This is a genomic window from Hymenobacter sp. 5516J-16, from assembly GCF_022919335.1.
In the GTDB taxonomy this organism is placed as follows: Bacteria; Bacteroidota; Bacteroidia; order Cytophagales; family Hymenobacteraceae; genus Hymenobacter; species Hymenobacter sublimis.
In genome coordinates, this window is sequence record NZ_CP095058.1 from 3,843,668 (window position 1) to 3,860,597 (window position 16,930).

17 protein-coding genes and 1 pseudogene are annotated in these 16,930 nt (G+C 59.9%); 3 read left to right on the plus strand and 15 right to left on the minus strand.

What is annotated here, in order from left to right; translation table 11 throughout:
• Positions 1-309: 309 nt before the first annotated feature.
• From MUN84_RS19030 to MUN84_RS19100, 15 genes are all read right to left on the minus strand, one after another.
• Entirely contained in the window at positions 310-450 is a 141-nt protein-coding gene (locus tag MUN84_RS19030) for a hypothetical protein (RefSeq protein ID WP_244695537.1), read from the minus strand.
• Between the two features lie 139 nt (positions 451-589).
• Positions 590-1,297 carry a hypothetical protein gene (locus tag MUN84_RS19035; protein WP_244695538.1) on the minus strand — a complete coding sequence of 236 codons (708 nt, stop codon included), beginning with the start codon at positions 1,295-1,297 and terminating at the stop codon, positions 590-592.
• Positions 1,294-1,596 carry a hypothetical protein gene (locus tag MUN84_RS19040; protein ID WP_244695539.1) on the minus strand — a complete coding sequence of 101 codons (303 nt, stop codon included), beginning with the start codon at positions 1,594-1,596 and terminating at the stop codon, positions 1,294-1,296. Before MUN84_RS19040 ends, MUN84_RS19035 begins: the two co-directional genes overlap by 4 nt.
• 130 nt (positions 1,597-1,726) lie before the next feature.
• The gene (locus MUN84_RS19045; RefSeq protein WP_244695540.1) at positions 1,727-2,524 is read right to left on the minus strand and encodes a glycosyltransferase family 2 protein; all 798 of its coding nucleotides are present in this window, start codon (positions 2,522-2,524) and stop codon (positions 1,727-1,729) included.
• Positions 2,525-2,576: 52 nt separating this feature from the next.
• Complete coding sequence (locus MUN84_RS19050; protein WP_244695541.1) at positions 2,577-3,773, minus strand: glycosyltransferase family 4 protein; 1,197 nt, start codon at positions 3,771-3,773, stop codon at positions 2,577-2,579.
• 186 nt (positions 3,774-3,959) lie between these two features.
• Complete coding sequence (locus tag MUN84_RS19055) at positions 3,960-4,916, minus strand: nucleotide-diphospho-sugar transferase (RefSeq protein ID WP_244695542.1); 957 nt, start codon at positions 4,914-4,916, stop codon at positions 3,960-3,962.
• Positions 4,900-5,556 (minus strand): O-antigen ligase family protein, encoded by a 657-nt coding sequence (locus MUN84_RS19060; RefSeq protein WP_244695543.1) that lies wholly within the window; start codon positions 5,554-5,556, stop codon positions 4,900-4,902. Before MUN84_RS19060 ends, MUN84_RS19055 begins: the two co-directional genes overlap by 17 nt.
• A complete protein-coding gene (locus MUN84_RS19065) occupies positions 5,556-5,816 on the minus strand; it encodes a hypothetical protein (protein WP_244695544.1) in 261 nt (86 codons plus the stop codon). The genes MUN84_RS19060 and MUN84_RS19065 overlap by 1 nt, the downstream gene beginning before the upstream one ends.
• A complete protein-coding gene (locus tag MUN84_RS19070) occupies positions 5,794-6,237 on the minus strand; it encodes a hypothetical protein (RefSeq protein WP_244695545.1) in 444 nt (147 codons plus the stop codon). The genes MUN84_RS19065 and MUN84_RS19070 overlap by 23 nt, the downstream gene beginning before the upstream one ends.
• Positions 6,234-7,388, minus strand: coding sequence for a glycosyltransferase family 4 protein (locus MUN84_RS19075; RefSeq protein ID WP_244695546.1), 1,155 nt, complete (start codon positions 7,386-7,388; stop codon positions 6,234-6,236). The genes MUN84_RS19070 and MUN84_RS19075 overlap by 4 nt, the downstream gene beginning before the upstream one ends.
• A 2-nt stretch (positions 7,389-7,390) precedes the next feature.
• On the minus strand, positions 7,391-8,032 hold the full coding sequence (locus MUN84_RS19080; protein WP_244695547.1) for a hypothetical protein: 642 nt from the start codon (positions 8,030-8,032) through the stop codon (positions 7,391-7,393).
• 46 nt (positions 8,033-8,078) lie between these two features.
• Positions 8,079-9,032: an oligosaccharide flippase family protein gene (locus MUN84_RS19085; RefSeq protein ID WP_244695548.1), complete on the minus strand. Its 954-nt coding sequence runs from the start codon at positions 9,030-9,032 to the stop codon at positions 8,079-8,081.
• Between the two features lie 132 nt (positions 9,033-9,164).
• Complete coding sequence (locus MUN84_RS19090) at positions 9,165-10,535, minus strand: polysaccharide biosynthesis tyrosine autokinase (RefSeq protein ID WP_244695549.1); 1,371 nt, start codon at positions 10,533-10,535, stop codon at positions 9,165-9,167.
• A 53-nt stretch (positions 10,536-10,588) separates the two neighbouring features.
• Positions 10,589-11,557, minus strand: a complete 969-nt coding sequence (locus tag MUN84_RS19095; protein ID WP_244695550.1) for a Wzz/FepE/Etk N-terminal domain-containing protein — start codon at positions 11,555-11,557, stop codon at positions 10,589-10,591.
• A 51-nt stretch (positions 11,558-11,608) separates the two neighbouring features.
• Complete coding sequence (locus MUN84_RS19100) at positions 11,609-12,328, minus strand: polysaccharide biosynthesis/export family protein (RefSeq protein ID WP_244695551.1); 720 nt, start codon at positions 12,326-12,328, stop codon at positions 11,609-11,611.
• Between the two features lie 355 nt (positions 12,329-12,683).
• Here MUN84_RS19100 and MUN84_RS19105 point away from each other — a divergent pair.
• From MUN84_RS19105 to MUN84_RS19115, 3 genes and pseudogenes are all read left to right on the plus strand, one after another.
• Positions 12,684-13,363 (plus strand): annotated as a pseudogene (locus MUN84_RS19105) (response regulator transcription factor).
• A 287-nt stretch (positions 13,364-13,650) separates the two neighbouring features.
• Positions 13,651-15,087 carry a sensor histidine kinase gene (locus tag MUN84_RS19110; protein WP_244695552.1) on the plus strand — a complete coding sequence of 479 codons (1,437 nt, stop codon included), beginning with the start codon at positions 13,651-13,653 and terminating at the stop codon, positions 15,085-15,087.
• Positions 15,088-15,270: 183 nt separating this feature from the next.
• Positions 15,271-16,881, plus strand: a complete 1,611-nt coding sequence (locus MUN84_RS19115; RefSeq protein WP_244695553.1) for a SulP family inorganic anion transporter — start codon at positions 15,271-15,273, stop codon at positions 16,879-16,881.
• Positions 16,882-16,930: the final 49 nt, after the last annotated feature.

The window sequence follows — 16,930 nt, forward strand, 5'->3', positions numbered from 1 at the left end:
CTTCAACCCTACCTCGAAGCAACCAGTACTGTCGTTTAGCTTGGTAAGCTAGGCTTGAATTGTCTGTGGCAAACCTGTTTATCTCACTACACGTTCCATTTACAGCCACCAGAGGCCAATGTAGGCCCCTGAACTTTCGGTTCTCCATTAGATACAATTCGAATGTTGGAAACTGAGGCATTCGGGCACCTGAGGAAGAACCTGCTCAATACTAGACTGTGAAAAGTACTATATTGATTCCTTGGGTTCAATGCAAATGTATACAATAGATTGAAAACACAAAGGCCAAGTGAAAGAAAAGATATTGTATTATTCTAATTTACAACCTTCGTGTAACAAAAAAATCAGCCTGTCCGTAGCTGACAGGCTGATTGTATAAAATTCGGGCATTTGGAAATTGCCTTGGCTGGCAATCAGCGTTTTACCGTTTTTATCGAGGTTTTTCAGCACGTACTGAGGCAGTTAGGGCGCAGTAGCGGTGGGCCCTGCAACCTGGCCCGTTTGGGCCAACCTAGCCTGCCAGTTTTTTACTTCCTGCTGCTCCAGCTGCAGGGTAATTGGGCCGGGCAGATGCGTAGTGCCCGTGCATTCAGCGCAGGCACCCGTGCTCAAATCGTGCCGGTCGGGCCAGGGGAGTTGCGGCCCAGCTCACGAAGCCAATGGTATTATTCTCAATCCGGTTGGCGAAGAAAACCGTGGCTGGCTTGCGGTAAAAATTAAAAATAGAGGCCCCTGAATAAGTGGATGGCAGACGAGTGCTATCGGGCAGGAGGCCACTGGTTATCATTCGGTTATGGTGAAAGATGTTGTGGTGACCGGCCGCAATGTTCATAGCCGCATTGCAGGTACTGACGATGTGGTTCCGGTAAACATCGGCGTAGGCTGTGGTGGTCAGGGCCGAGGAGGCGTCGCCGTCCATGGTAATGCCTGAGCCGGTGAACTTGGGGGCCGTGGCGGGCACTGGGTAGGCTCCCTGGATGTAGTTGTCGTGGACGCGCAGGGGGCTGGTGGCGGTGCCCGAGGAGTTGTGCAGGTTGATATTATCCTCGACCAAGCTGTTATTGGGCTCGTTGATTACTTGGTTCCAGCTAATGTCTATGTGACCCACGCCGTGCACCTCGTTGAGCTGCAAAAAGCTCACGTGGGCCCCGCCACCGTTGCGGTAGCGGCCATCTATATTACGGGCGGAGTTATAGCGCACCGTCAGCGTTTGGGCTGCCGAGCCGTCGCCGCTCCACTGGTAGGCCAGCATGCCAGCTGTTTGCTCCAGGTAATTGTGTTCTATCCGCAGGCTCACGCCGCTATTAATTTCCAGAAAGCGGCCCCGGGCCTGGTTGTCGATGGTGGGGGGAGGCCGTAGCCGCGGCAGTTACGCACGGTGAGGCGGGCCCCGCCGGTGGTAGCGTCAATCAGCCGGCCAGGCCCCCGCAGTACACAATTTTCCAGAATAACCGGCTCGGTGGTAGCAATGCGAATGCAGGCCCGCTCGGAACTGTTGCTCTCGTAGCGGCCGGAGTACGTGCCACCGCGCGTAATAACCAACACGGCATCCTGACCAGCCAGCGTGCACCGGCTACCCACCAACAGCAGCAACACAGCCCAAAGAGCCGTAATAAGGAGGAAAAATGCACCCAGCAGAAAGAATAAAGAGTAGATAAGCGCCCCTAACCAGTTCTGCCTAGGTACTAATGCAGAAAGTAGCCCACCAACCGCCGGGCGTAGCCATTCAGCAGGAAGTAGGGGAGGTAGGGCCGGGGGCAGTTCTTGAGGCTGAAATACGTGAAGTTGCGCAGGTTGCCGCCACCCGAATCCCGAACAGATGCTGGTAGTAGCCGCGCAAACTGCGCTGGCGCCGGGTAATTTCCTGGCCGCTCTCCTCGGGGTAGGTGCTGAGCTGGGCGTCGTAATTGCAGTAAACCGGGAAGCCGTGCCGACGGGCCACGCTGGTATAGTCGAAATCAGCGAGGTAGTGGGGTAGGCGCTTCTCATCAAAGAGGCCGATGGTTTCCAGCACGAGGCGCGGAATCAGCAGGCCGCGGCCGGGCAGGTAGGTAACTGGGTGCAGGCCGCGGCGCTGCTCAGCGGGCAAAATTTCCAGCAAGTCCTGGCGGGTGTTGGTACGCCAATCTAGGGTTTCGCCCCCGTACACGGGCTGGCCGGTGGTTACGTCTAGCTCCAGGGCTCCTAGCACGGCCGTGGGGTGGCGCTCGGCCCAGCTCAGCATGCGGGCCAGAAAGTCGGGGGCTGTGAGCACATCGTTGTTAAGGGTCATGACGCGGGTAGCGCCCTCGGCCAGGGCCCGCCGGATGCCCAGGTTCACGCCCGCCGTCCAGAACAGGTTTCCGTCGCCTTCCTCAATGAGTACCTCCGGAAACTCGGTGCGCAGCATCTGATCCGTGCCGTCAGTGGAGCCATCATCTACTACCACCACGCGAAAGTTCTGCTCCGTCTGGGCCCGCAACGACTCCAGGCAGGCCCGAGTGAATTCCTTCCGATTAAAAACCGGGATGACAATGTAAAGCATGATATCCGGGGTAAGCTAAGGGGAGAAGTCTAAAAAGGTACACCAGGGTAGCTCAGGCTAGCCGAGCGGTAGCCAGCTGCGACGCCTGGGCCGCCGAGCGGTGAGCCCGCCAAGCGTGGCGCGGCGGCACCTGAACCGAGGTTAGCTTCATAAGTCGGTAGGTGCGAGCCGCCCAGGTTTGGGTACGCGCAAAGGCGTAGCCCGCCTGGCCCATGGCAGGGCGCACCTGCGGGTGGTCGTGGAGGTATTCCACGGCGCGAGCCAGGCCATCGGCCGTAGCTGCGGGGGTAGTAACGGGTACTTTAATAGCGGCAGCGGCCGGAATAAAATCGTGGGCGCCCTGGTGGTCGAGGGTAATCACGGGCAGGCCCGTGGCCATCGCCTCCAGAAACTGCGTGGCAAAGGAGTCGCGCAGGCTCCCGAACAGGAAGGCATCGTGACTAAGAAAAGCACTTTGTACCTCAGCCCAAGGCACGCTCCCGCGCCAGGTTACCCGGTCCGTGAGTCCGTACTGGGTAATCCAGCCGGGAACTTGCGGCCCCAGAGGACCGTCGCCGATGACGGTCAGGTGAAATGCAACGCGTTTGTCTACCCTTGACAACGCGTCCAGCACCAGCAGCAGCGCCTTACGCGGGTACAGGCGAGCTAACCACAGCAGGCGCAGTACGGGCCCGGCTTCCCGCTCCGGGCAGGTGGGCAGGAAGAAAGATTCCGGTAGGCCGGAGTCCAGAAACAGTTCTACCCGGTTAGCGCCCAGCCGCCGGGCCAGCGCGGCCGTTTCGGTATTAGCTGCCAGCACCAGCGCGGCGTGGCGCAGGGTCTGGCGCACATTCGGGTCGAAAGTCATTAGCAGCCAGCCGATGACGTTGCGCATGGTTTCGGTTTTAAACCAGCCGGGAATAAAAGCCCGAAAAGCCTCCGGGGCCCGCTGCGCGCCGCCCACGGGCCCAAAAATCAGGGGCTTGCCCAGGCGCCACATCCAGGAGCCCATCTGCAGGCTGCCGTAGGTGGCGTGGTGCACGTAGTCAACGTTTACTTCCTGGCAAATGCGGCGGGCCCGGCGCCAGGCCATAAACTGCCACACCATATAATGCAGGTACACGCCAAACTGCCAGCGGTGCAGAAATTGCACCCAGGCCGGCACGGCCACATAAAAGAACTGGAGCTGATCAGCGGACAACTCGTGGCCGTGCTCGGCCATAAACGGCTCAATACCGGCGCGCCCATCGGGGTTGGTAATGCACCACACGCGGTGGCCGCGCTGGGCCGTTTGCCAGGCCCAGTTGAAGCCGTTGCTGTCCTCGCCCCGTGTGCGGGGTTGCAGGCGTAGGCTGAAATGAGAACGTTCATATCAGTTGGGTGTGCGGAACGGGAGGAGACGAGGACGAAACCGGGGACGCAGCCGAGGCGGGCGTAGGGGTAGGCTTTTCAGGTACTACCCGGGCCAGTAGGCGCCGGGCCTTGGCCCCAAGCGGCCCCACAGAAACTCCCGGAAGCGCTGTTGGTCGCGGCGGCGGTCAGCCAGCACAAAGGCGGGGTGTTGCAGCGGGAAGGCCAGGTCCGTGGTGGGTACGTTGGCAAACTCGTCGGTAGCATCTAGCGTGTGCGTGCCCTGCTCCCCGAAACCGATGTTGCCCACCAGGTTCACGGCCGGCACTATGCACAGGCCGGCGTGGGCCACAATGGTAAAGTGCCACTGGTAGTCCCACACGTCGGGTGGCTGCGGTAGGCCCACCACGCTGCTGATTTTGCTGAGACGGTAGCGGTTTTCCAGCCAGGAGCTGTAGAGGCCCCGCAGCTTGCCCTCGGCGGCTAGCTGGTGGTAGTCGCGCAGGTGAAAATCATAGAGCTGCCAGGCGCGCCGCCACGTAGCCCAGCCCCAGCTGTTTACCTGAGTCGAGAAATGGTAGGAATCGGCGCCGGCGGGCTGGGGGCGGCGGGCCTCCCGGCTGAAGTTGTTGCCCCCAATGTGCAGCACCCGGGTATCGTGGCGGTAGCGCACCAGCAGCTCCTCGCAGAAGCGAAAGAAGGAGGGAGCCGGCACGCAGTCATCTTCCAGAATAATACCGGTTTCCTCGTGCTGGAAAAACCAGTCGAGGGCGGTGGCCGGGCCTACCCCGCAGTTCAGGTTAGCAGTCCGAAACAGCGTGAACACCTCGCAGGGCCAGTCCACGTCGGCTACTACGGCCCGGGCGGCGGCGCAGGTAGCGGCATCGGTGGGGTGAGAAGCACGGGGACCGTCGGCGGCCACGTACAGGCGCGGCGGGCGGGCCCGGCGCACGGCCTCAAACACCTGCCGGGTCGTATCGGGCCGGTTGAAGATGAGCAAGAGTACGGCCGTTTGCAGCGGAGCCGGGGCAGCCGGAGCGGATAGTTCAGGAGTGGACAGCATGCGCGGCAGGAGCTTGAAGACCAGGATAAGGAAGCCGAACGGGGGCCCCGTCCGCAGTGGGCGGGCCCACGGGGAGAGGAGCCGAAGCTGCCGGAGTTCCAGGCCCGAAGGCCGCCACTGACACCGGCCCGGCAATGGCCAGCGTCAGCCCAATAACCCCGTAGAGGTAGGGAGGCCAGTCGTAGGAAACGCCGTAGAGCAGGGCGCAGCCGGCGTAGCTCACAAAGGCGGCCGTAGTCGGGTCAAAAGGCACGCGCTGCCGCAGCCGTTTCCAGAGCTGCCAGATGGGCACAACCAGCACTAGCAGCAGCCCCAGAATACCGAAGTAGAATAGCCGGTCGAGGTAGAAGCTGTGGAAGTGGTGGCCCGTGCGGTCGGCCCAGACGGGGTGGTCCCCGTCGCCGTAGAACTGCACAGGCAGCTCGAAGCCTTCCAGGCGCATACCGGCAAGAGGGTTCTCCTCCACATAGGATTGGTAGCTTTCAAACTGCTGCAGGCGCCAGCTACCCGTGCCCTGTTTGTCCACGTTTTCTATGTCCTCCACGCTGCTTTCCAGCTTGCGGAGCACTTTGGGGTTGTCTAGCACCAGGGCCGCGCCCCCAAGCAGGCCCATGAGCAGGGGCATGAGCAGCACAGGCATCAGGCGGGTTGTACTAAGGCGCACCCTTCCACCCGACCGGTTAGTACCAGCAGGACGTTGAGCACGAGCGCCAGGGCCGTGGTCAGCCACACGGTGCGGTGCTGCAGAAACACAATCAGGGCCAGCAAAACAAAGAACACGACCAGTTGCGGCAGCCCGCCCCGGCTCAGGTATTGATTGAAGTAGTACAGAGCCGGCAGCAGCAGCAGAAAGGCCGATGTCACATCAAAGCCCCGTTCATTCTCTAGAAACGCCGACAAGCTCAGGGCATCGGGATGGAAAAATGCTAGGTTGATAACGAGCCCCGCCAGCAGTAGCACCATTAGCAGCCCGCCGGCAGCGGATGGCGCCGGTAGTAGGCATACATGGCGAAAATGGGCAGCAGGGCCAGCAGCTTGGCAAACACGTGGGGTAGACCATGGGCGTACCCCACCCGTTGTACGACTCCAGGGCCAGCACTGCGGTAGCGGCCAGCGTAACCAGTAGCCAGCGCCGCATCACCGGGCTTAGGTAGCGAAAACAGGTTGCAATGAGCAGTAAGGAGAAGCCCGTAATGGCGTAGCTATACAGTACCAGGGAAGGATCTTCGCCGTTGGGCACCACAAACTCATTGAAGGCCCGGTCCGTGGCCATCACCCCCAGAATGGGCAATACATGACGGAAGCGTAAGTTTATTTTCATAGCTCAAGGGCAGGAATAGGCGGCGCAACGGGCCAAGACTGGTCCGGCCGGTTAATGTCCTGGCTGGCGGCTTCGTACACGGCCCGGGTGCGCCGGGCGGTTTGCTGCCAGGTGAAGTCCAGCAGGCGCAACTGCCCCATCCGAATCAGGTCCTGACGCAGGCGGGCATCGGAGAGCAGGCGCTCCAGCTGCTGGGCCAGCTCGGCGGGCCGGTGCGGATGGTGGTAGAGGGCCGCCTCCTGGGCTATTTCCGGAAAGCAGGAAGCGTGGCTAAGCAGCACGGGGCACTGCTGCCCGAAAGCCTCCAGAATGGGTAGGCCAAAGCCCTCGTACTCGGAAGGGAATACAAAAGCCAGGGCGTTGCGGTACAGCGTGTTCAGCTGGGCATCCGAGACGGGCCCGAACTGGTGTGCCCGCCGGGCCCACCCCGTGCGCTGCAGCTCCTGCTGTTCAGCGGCCGTGAAAGCACCTCCGCCGGCGCACACCAAATGCAGACCAGCCGCCACCGCCGGCGGCAGCAAGGCCAGACCCTCCAGCAGCACGCGGAAGTTTTTATACAGGGCGCGGCTACCCGTGTACAATATGTACCGCTCCGGCGTGGGTAGGGCGGGCCCGCTAGAGCGGTATTCCCGGTCGGCGTGGCCGTGGTGCACGACGCATACCTGCTCGGGCGTTACGGGCAGCAGCCGCAGCACGTCGGCCCGGGTGTGCTCCGATACGGTGATGATGCGGTTGGCCCGGCGTGCAATGCGCTCCAGCGTGTTTCCGTCTCGGTTGGTATAGTACTGCGGAAACAGGGCCGGAATCATGTCGTGGAGGGTGATGACCAAGGGCCGATCCTCCAGCAACTCCAGAAAGTAATCGTTGTCGGTGAGGGTAGGGTGGAACACGTCGAAGGCGCCGCGCCGCAGGGCTTGCACGGAAGCCCGGTGGTTAAAGTGCTTTATCACCCGCCAGCGGCCCCGCAGCGCCACATCTGGCAGAAACGTGCGGTGGTTGGAGTATTTCCTGTCGCGCAGGTACAGGTTGTTGCTCAGGGCCACGGCCAGCTCCGACTGCCAGTTGGCGTGGCAAAGCAGCTCGTGGTGGTAGCGCGAAACACCGCCAAAATCCTGCAGCGTAAAGGCCTGATGGTCATACAGTACGCGCATAACTAAACGAGTTCAGTTTCAGGATCGGGCAGCAGGGCGGAGTGCGGCCGCAACGAGGCGGGCGGGGTAGCAGTGGGGGCAGAAGCGGAAACCGGAACGGGAGTCACCTCGCCATCAAGCCGGGCCAGCCGTCGGGAAAAGGCGTGCAGCAGCCCCGAGAAGCGGCCGTCCGAGCTGCTACCTCCCTGAAAGCTGCTTAGTAGGCGGCGCAGCACGGTGCGCAGGCGGGCGGGCGGCGCGCCCACGGCCAGGCCTGCCAAGAGCAAGGCCCCGGTCAGAATTTCGGCCACGAGCAGCACGGCAGCCGGCACCGTGCCAGCAGGAAGCAGGAAGCGGGTAGCGGCAATGCCGGCGGCCACGGCCACCCCGGCCAGAAGTCCAGGCACATAGGAACCTAGCACCTGCCCAACAGTAACATTCAGCACCCGGCGCATGAGCAGCAGGTACAGCACCGTCCGGATAACTTCCCCGATGACCACAGCCCCGGCCACGCCCAGCAGTCCGTAGCGGCTCAGCCCGTAGAACAAGCCCGTCAGCAGCACGGCGTAGCCCAAATTCAGCCAGAGCTTGGGCGTAAGCGTGGCGGTAGCGTCGCAGACTACCCGGCAAACATGGTAACCATGCTCATGCCAAAGGCGGCGCACACTACCCGCAGAATGGGTACGGCCGCCGCCCAACTCGGGCCCAGCATTACTTGCACAATCTCGGGGCAGCTATGGCCGCGCCGGCGCAAATAGGAATTACCAGGGCCGCAATCAGCGTGATGCTGCTCAAGTACACCGTTTTCAGCCGCGGGCGGTCGGTCTGCATCTGGCTAAAGGAAGGAAATACGACCTTCGAAACACTGGTCGTGAGCAGGTACACCGGCAAGCCAATCAGCATCCAGCCCCGGCTGTAAATACCCAGAGCCGCCGCGCCCAGTAGCCGCCCAATTAGCAAGGTATCCAGGGAGCCGGTCAGGAACTCTAGAAAGCTGATGGCCGACATCCGGCCGCCGTACTCCACCAGGGGGCGGTAGGTTTCCCAGTCGAAGAGCAGGCGCAGGTCGTGGCGCTCCGCGGCGTAGCTGAGAATGGTCAGCAGCACGCCCTGGCCCAGCATAGCCGCTACCAAACTCCAGACGCCAAAGCCCTGAAACGCCAATCCAATGCCAAGGGCAGCGTAGCTGACCACGTAAGATGTTACCTCGATAATGGCCAGGGTCCGGAACTTCATGCGCCGCCGCAGCAGGCTCAGGGCCGTGGCGTTAAAGCCTGTCAGGAGCAGGCCCACGGCCAGCATCCGAACCACCGGTACTACCTCGGGTGCCCGCACGATACCGGCCGCCAGCGGGGCACCCAGGGCCAGGGCCCCGGCAAATAGAATGCCCAGGCCCAGCGAGGAGGTGAAGGCAGCCCGCACATCGGCACGGGTAATTTCAGGCTTCTGGATAATGGCCTGCTCCATGCCCATCTGGGCGAAATAAGAGCCAAAACGCAAAATAACCCCGGCTAATGCCACCAGCCCGAAAGCGGCCGGCGTGAGTAGGCGGGCCATGGTGGCAGTGTAGCCAATTTGAAGCAAGGAAATAGTAATAGTAGCCGCAGTCGACCACTTGACACCATTGACGGCGGCAGTGGTCAGGTTGGATGCAGAAGATGCCATGAGGCTATCCGGGTAGAAAGGGTTGAGCGCAGCGCGGGAGAGGTAGCGGGGAATCTTGCCGGAAGGCGCGGGAGGGTAGGCCAGCGTCTTCCGGCGGGAGCAGGGAGCGGAAAGGAATGGGGAGCGGCCTTCTTAATACCCGTACGCGTACACCTTTTCCTTGTGGCGGTACTCGTAGGTTTTGGTGAAGTACATGTCGTTGATGATCATGTAAATGTGCTTGATCTTCTGTTCGTGGTGCAGCTCGTTGATGTGGCTGATCAGGCCCTTGTCGGTATAGTTCTGGCGAACCACGTAAATGTTGGCGTCGAGGTGGCGCAGCAGCATAAAGAACTCTGACACGTAGCCGGTAGGCGGGGTATCCACAATAACGTAGTCGTACTGCTCGCGCAGCTGGCCTAGCAGTTCTTCCATGCGCGGGCTTTCCAGCAGCTCGGTGGGGTTGGCCGGAATTGGGCCGCAGCACACCACATCCAGGTTGCGCACGCCGGAGGCGTGGCGGCAGTCTTCCAACGTGCTCAGCCCCATGAGGTAGCTGCTCAGGCCGTGTTCAGTGCAAGCCTGGCCCAACTGGAAATACCCCGCCACGGTGGGGCGCCGCAGGTCGCACTCCAGCAGCAGCACCTTACGGCCGCTTTGCGCCATTTCCGAGGCCAGGTTCACGGAGCAGAAGGTTTTGCCTTCGCCTGGCACCGAGGAGGTAACCCCAATCAGCTTCTTGTCTAGGCCGGCGGCCAGGTACTGCAAGTTCACCCGAATAGAGCGGAACGACTCAGCAATGGGTCCTTTGGGGTCGCGCAGCATGTTTTCCTTGTCTTGAGCCGTGCCGTGGGCTACCACGCCCAACATTGGGATGTTGGTAATGCGCGAGAGGTCTTCCTTGCTTTGGATGCGGCGGTTGGCTTTGTCCAGCAGCAGGGTCAGGCCCAGGGGCAGCACTAAGCCAGCTACCAAGGCAATGAGGGCCACCACGCCGGGTTTGGGCGCCGTGGGGCCGTCGCCGCTCATGCCGGCTTCGTCCACTATTTTCTTGTCGGTGGCGTTGGTGGCCAGGGCAATGGCCGCCTCGGCGCGCTTCTCAATCAGGAACTGGTAGTTCTTGTCGTTGAAGTCGGTCTTGCTTTTCAGGGTAGCCAGCTGCCGCTCATTTTCCGGCATCCGGTTCATGGTACCCCGCACCTGGCCCAGCTGCGAGTCTAGGTCGCGCAGGGCAATGTCGGCGGCCCGGGTCATGTTGTTCAGCGTCTGAGTCAGGGTTTCTTTGGCCAGCCGAATACGTTCATCGAGCACGGTTACCATGGGGTTTTCGGCGCTGGCATTCACGCCCAAGGCGGCCCGCTGGCTGTTCAGGTCGGTGAGCTGCAGAATCAAGTTGTTGACCACCGGATCTTCAATGCCCACGCTGCTGGGGGCCACAATTTGGTTGGTGCCCTTGCTAGCCCGCAGGTAGCTGAGCATGTTCTGGTAGTACTTGCGGTTGGTAGCCACCTTGGCCCGAAGCATTTCCAGCTCGCCCTGCTGCTGTATGCCGCGGGCCGACTGAGCCTCTACATCAACTACCCCCGGGCGGCCCGGAAGGAGCTGAGCGCCGCCGTAGAGCGGCGGAGCGAGTCGGAGAGGTGACCAATTTCCTTGTCGAGGAAGGCTACCGTTTTCTGGCCCGTCAGGTTCTTCGTCTGCAGGTCGTTTTGCACGTAATTGCGCATTAGCGTATCCAGAAACTGCATTTCTTTCTGGGGCACGCTACCTTTGCTGGTCAGCTCAATCATGCGTGATTCCCGGTCGATGGGCTTGATGCTCAGATGCTGAGAGTACTCGCCAATCAGGCTGACATGGTCGCGCAGCAGCACAAAATAGCGCTCCGCCGTACCGCCGGCTGGGTAGCTGGGCTCGGCCTGCACTACGGCCGTGAGCAAGGGGTGGCGCAGCGTGTCGCCGGCCCGCACCGTTTCGTTCAGATGCACATCAAGCACTTCCCGCACTAGCTCGCCGGTAGGCAGGCTATAAAGAGTGCCCTTGTCGGCATCGGCTTTCAGGGTGAAGCGCCCGTCGGGGAGGGGCTCTACGTAAATAGGTACGCCCGTGAGTTGGGGAGCGGAGGGGTCGGGCACTAGCCGGAACGGCACGGCTCCCAGGGGCCGCTCGCGCACCTGCACATCCCGGAAGCTGTTCAGCCAGGTAGCCGGCGCGGCGAAATACTGCACATTGAAGGGGAGGCGCTGCAGGGCCTGACCCACCATGTCGGCGGAAGTCAGCAGCCCAATTTCGTCTTCCATCTTGGTGCCCTTCTCCTTTACTTCCAGGATTTTGAGCAATTCCTGCGCTTGCTTAGAGCCCGTGCCTTGGTCGCCGAGCAGCATAGTTGACCGGAAAGCATACACCGGCTCCTTTACCCGTAGGTAAAGAAAGGCCAGCAGGCCGGCTAGCAGAAGCGACGCCAGGAACAAGGGCCAGCGCTGACGGAGCCGAAAAAACAGCTCGTGCAGGTCAAGTTCATCGGCGGGAGTGTGTGGACGTGATTCCATTCCGATTGGTAGTTAAATGGGGTAGACGCGGGAAAGGCGCGGGAGGTAGCGTTAGAAAACTTTCAGGTAATTGAGAATCAGCACGACAGCTGAAATGCCGGAGAAAACCAGGGCGAGGTTGCCGGCGTTGCCCCGGTCGGTGCGGGCCTTCAGGGGCTCCACGTACAAGGCATCGTTGGGCAGTAGATAGAAGTAGGGCGAGGTGAGCAGGGCAGGGTCGGTCAGGTTAATTAGCACCACTTCCGAGCCCTTGGTCGTTTGCCGGATGAGCTTCACGTTGTGGCGGTTCCCGAACTCGGTCAGGTCGCCGGCCAGACCCAGGCCTTCCAGGAGGGTGCACTGGGCGTTATACACGAAGTAGCGGCCCGGATTGCGCACCTCGCCCAGCACCGTTACTTTAAAGGAGAGCAGCTTTACCAGTACGTTGGCGTCGCGCACGTAGCGGGCTACCTGCTGCTGGGCGGCGGCCTGGGTTTCCTCTACCGTAAGGCCCAGCACCTTGAGCCGGCCGACGGTGGGTAGGTTAATATTGCCGGCATCATCTACGGAGTAACCAGTCAGGTAGAGGTTGCCCGGGTCGCCATTGAACACGGCGCGAGTATCCACCGTATTGAAGGCTTCATTGAGTTGGGACTGAGTGCTTTGCACCCGAATGCTGAGCACGTCGCCAGCCTGAATGCGGTAGCGCTGCGGGGCATTGTCGGCCGCCACGGGCGTGCGGGTATTGTAGTTGCCCCCTGCAGGTAGGGTAGGTTTTTTTGAGATACGCACCCGCTGAAAATCAGCGGCATTAGCAAAAACAGCAACAGAAAAGTACGGCCGAAACGGCGGAGCATTGACAGCATAGCAGCGGAGGGAGAGAGGTGAAGCGGGAGAAGGCGGCTACTAACCAAAACCTGGCAGAGGAGTCTAAATCAGTTGTTTGGGCATAAGCTTACCATTGAATATTTCCATAAACGTATTGGATTCAATCCGCAATGTCAAGGAATATTTAAATTATTCTGATAATTTTTTGTATTGATACAGGCAACGGAAATGACCCCTTGCTGGTTACAGTTGCCCAGTATTTCTCTACTTCTGGCCCCGGACACTACCTTGCTGACTTTAAGCTGCGTATAGCCTGCCCATGAAGATTCTGCTGGTTGAAGACGAACCCAAGGTTGCCTCCTTTCTGCACCAAGGCCTGACGGAACAACACCACACCGTGGACCTAGCCGCCGACGGACTGCTGGGCTTGCGCCTAGCCCAGGCTGGCACCTACGATTTACTGATTCTGGATAATCTGCTACCCGGCCTGAGTGGCCTGGAACTATGCCGTCAGGTGCGGGCCCAGGATACGGGCGTGCCTATTCTGATGCTCACGGCCCTCGGCGAAACCGACGACAAAATCCGGGGCCTCGATGCCGGCGCCGACGACTACTTGGTTAAGCCGTTTGCCTTCCAGGAGCTGCTGGCCCGCATCCGGGCCCTTACCCGCCGCCGTCAGGAAATGCCCACCACCGAGGCCGTGCTACGCCTAGCCGACTTAACCTTGGACCCCGTGCGCAAAGTAGTACAGCGCGCCGGCCAAACGATTCAGCTTACGGCCCGGGAATTTGCCTTGCTGGAGTACCTGCTACGCAACCAAAACCGGGTAGTATCGCGGGTTGACATCCTGGAACACGTCTGGGAAACGTCCTTTGATACGGGCTCCAACGTCATTGACGTGTATATCAACTTCTTGCGCAAAAAGCTTGACAAGGACTTCACCCCAAGCTGATCTATACGCTGGTGGGTATGGGCTACGTGATGAAGGAAGAAGCCTAAGCGTATAAGAAGAAGGGGTAGAGCAGGAGAAAGGCCAGCCGGAAGCTAGGAGGTCTTACAGTTAACCCGAGGAACATTGTGCAGAGCCAGCGGTGAGGCATCTCGCGTGCTGAGGTTACCATAGTAATCCTACTACGCCAGCGCGCAAGATGCTTCGCCGCCAGCTCTGCATGACCGTTTTTTAGTGTGCGTAGACCTTAATTGGTAACAGCTACTAGCTATGCTGATGACAGGAGCCTTCCTGCTTGGAGCTACCCTTAATCGTTCGGTGCTACCTTGCTTTTTCCTTGTCGGGCCTGCCCACTACATCCTGCTCCATGACCATTCGCACCCGCCTGACGCTGCAGTTCGCCCTTATTCTGGCCGTTACGCTGCTGTTGTTCTCTCTGGTGATTTACTACTTCACCTACCATTCGCGGCGGGAGTTTTTTAGTGAGAGCCTATTTGCCCGGGCCCGCATTGTGGCCCACGTCTACCTCGACGGGACCAACCGCGCCGATGAGGAAAGCCGGGCCTCTTACCGCCGGTACCTGCGGCAGTTCTACCGTACCCTTCCCCAGGAAGAGGTGCGCGTATTCGATGCCAACGACCAAGTAGTGTTCAAGGAAGGGCGTGACGGGCGCGAGCCAGTACCCCAGGAACTGCTACGCACCGTGCGCGAAGCCGGCCGGGAGGTAGTGCTGGAAGACGACTACCGCCAAACCGTGGGGCTGCTTTACCGCGACGCGGCCCGCGGCGACTTTGTGGTAGTAGCTTCCTCCGTTGATGCCGACAGCCGCCAGAAGATGAACGACTTGTTTACCGTGTTGCTCTCGGGGCTGCTCGCTTCCTTCGTAATAGTCGGAATTGGAGGATTCTTCTTTGCCGGACAGGCCCTCAAGCCCATGCAGCGCATTATTCAGGAAGTTGACAGCATTACGGCTTCCGACTTGCACCGCCGCCTTTCCCAAGCCGAGGGGCTGGATGAGGTATCGTTGCTGGCCCAGCGCTTTAACAGTCTGCTGAACCGCCTGGAAACGGCTTTTGCCGGGCAGCGCACCTTTGTGCGCGACGCCTCCCACGAACTGCGCACGCCTCTCACGGCCATTATCGGTCAGTTAGAAGTAGCTTTGCTTCAGCAGGAGCGCACGCCCCAGGAGTACCGCCGCGTATTGCAAAGTACCCTCGATGCGGCCCGGTTGCTCAAAGACCTCACCAACGGCCTGCTCCAGATTGCCCGCGCCTCCGACGACCCCTCCCAGGTACCGCGCACCCTGGTTCGGCTCGATGAGCTGCTGTTGCTGGCCCATGAGGAGGTGCACCGCCGCCATCCTACCTGCCGCATCGACCTAGACTTTGGGGAACCCGCTGATAACCGGCGCCGGGTTCCGTATGGCGTGTTGGGCAACGAAGCGTTGCTGTTGGCCGCTTTCCTGAACATTATGGAAAACGCCTGCAAGTTTTCCAGTGGCTGCACCGAACCCGTTGTAGCCACGCTCACGGCCACCCGCACCCGGATTCAGCTAGTGGTGCGCGACCAGGGCGTGGGCATGAGTGAGGCCGACCGGCAGCAAGTATTCGTTCCTTTCTTCCGGGCCGAAGCAGTCCGCAACGTTCCTGGCCACGGCATCGGCCTGCCCTTAACGGCAAAAATTATGGAGCTACACGGGGGAATCGTCAGCATAGAAAGCCAGCTGAAGCAAGGCACAGCCGTGACCCTCGATTTACCCGCCGCAGTAGTTTAAAACGAAGAATTAACGGCTTACAGCAGAACTTTATAAGTATATGAAAATTAGTCATTTATAATTTTAATTTGGTTTTAACTCCCTTTTAATTAGGTCTTAACGACGGCGTCATAGACTTGCATACGCCTGGTAGGTTTCTGTGGAGCCGCCCGGAGTATCCGACCTCTCTACTTCCCCTCGTTCATGTCGAAAATTGCTCCGGTATCCGAAGCGCCAGTAGCTCTGCAGCAGCCTACTGGCATTCCCAATTCCCCCTGGAAAACGCTAGGCAAAGATTTGCCTGCCGGCCTGGTTGTATTTCTGGTAGCCCTGCCGTTGTGCTTAGGCATCTCGCTGGCTTCCGGAGCACCCCTACTGGCTGGAATTATTTCCGGCATTATTGGAGGCGTAATCGTTTCGTGGATAAGTGGGTCGCAGCTTAGTGTCAGTGGCCCGGCCGCGGGTCTAACCGCCATTATTCTCTCGGCTACAAGCACGCTGGGTACCTTTGAGGCCGTGCTGGCTGCCACGGTTATAGCCGGGGTCATGCAAATGCTGCTGGGCGTGGCCAAGGCCGGTATCATCGGCCTTTACTTCCCTACCTCCGTGATTCGTGGGATGCTGGCCGCCATCGGCCTGATTCTGATTCTAAAGCAGATTCCCCATTTTGTGGGCGCCGATGCGGACTACTTCGAGGACATGGACTTTCTGCAGTTCGATGGCCTGAACACTTTCTCGGCTATTAAAAAGGCCATGGGCGGTATTAGCGCCGGCTCAGCCCTGGTAGGGCTAGTTTCCTTAGGAACCTTGCTGGTATGGGATAATATACTCACCAAGCGCGTGGCGTTCCTGCGCCTCGTGCCAGGCGCCCTAATTGTAGTGGTGCTGTCGATTGTGCTTAATAACGTGCTCGACGTGGCCGCGCCCGTGCTGCGCATTCGCCCTGAGCATCTCGTCAACCTCCCGTCCATTTCTGCCTGGCAGGATTTCGCCAACGTGTTTACTGCCCCCGACTGGACTGCTTTCCGCCGGCCCGTTACCTACACGGTGGCCTTTACCATTGCCATTGTCGCCTCCCTCGAAACGCTGCTCAGCGTAGAGGCCGTAGATAAGCTTGACCCGTATAAGCGCGTGACGCCCCCCAACCGGGAACTGCTCGCGCAAGGCGTCGGCAACCTGCTGAATGGCTTGCTCGGTGGCCTGCCCATGACGGCCGTTATTGTGCGTAGCTCCGCCAACATTAATGCCGGCGGCCAAACCCGGATGTCGACGTTCTTTCACGGCTTGCTGCTGCTTACCAGCTTGCTTTTCTTAGAGTCGGTGCTGAACCAGATTCCTTTGTCGGCCCTGGCGGCGGTGCTGTTGCTTGTGGGGTACAAACTCACCAAGCCCGCCCTCTACCGCACCCAATGGAAGCTGGGTTGGCAGCAGTTTCTGCCTTTCATCATCACCATTATTGCCATTCTGTTCACGGATTTGCTCAAGGGCGTATCGGTGGGACTGGTAGTGGGCATCTTCTACATTCTGAAGGCCAATTACGAGTCGGCTTACTTCCTGAGCACTCCTCCGTCCCAGCAGTCAGGGCCGCTGCATCTGAAACTATCAGAGCAGGTTTCCTTCCTGAATAAGGCCAGCATTGTAAAGGTCCTGCACGAGCTGCCAAGCAACACCCACGTGCTCATCGACGGCACGAACTCCTCCCACATTGATTACGATGTGCTGGAAGCCATCGAAAACTTCCGCCTTTCCGCCCCAGAACGCGGCATTCAGGTGGAACTACGCGGCATTGAGCACGTACAGGTTCTAGGACACTAATACGGAGGAGCTTCGCGCTACCGCCGTGGTGTACACCTAGTACCTTTCC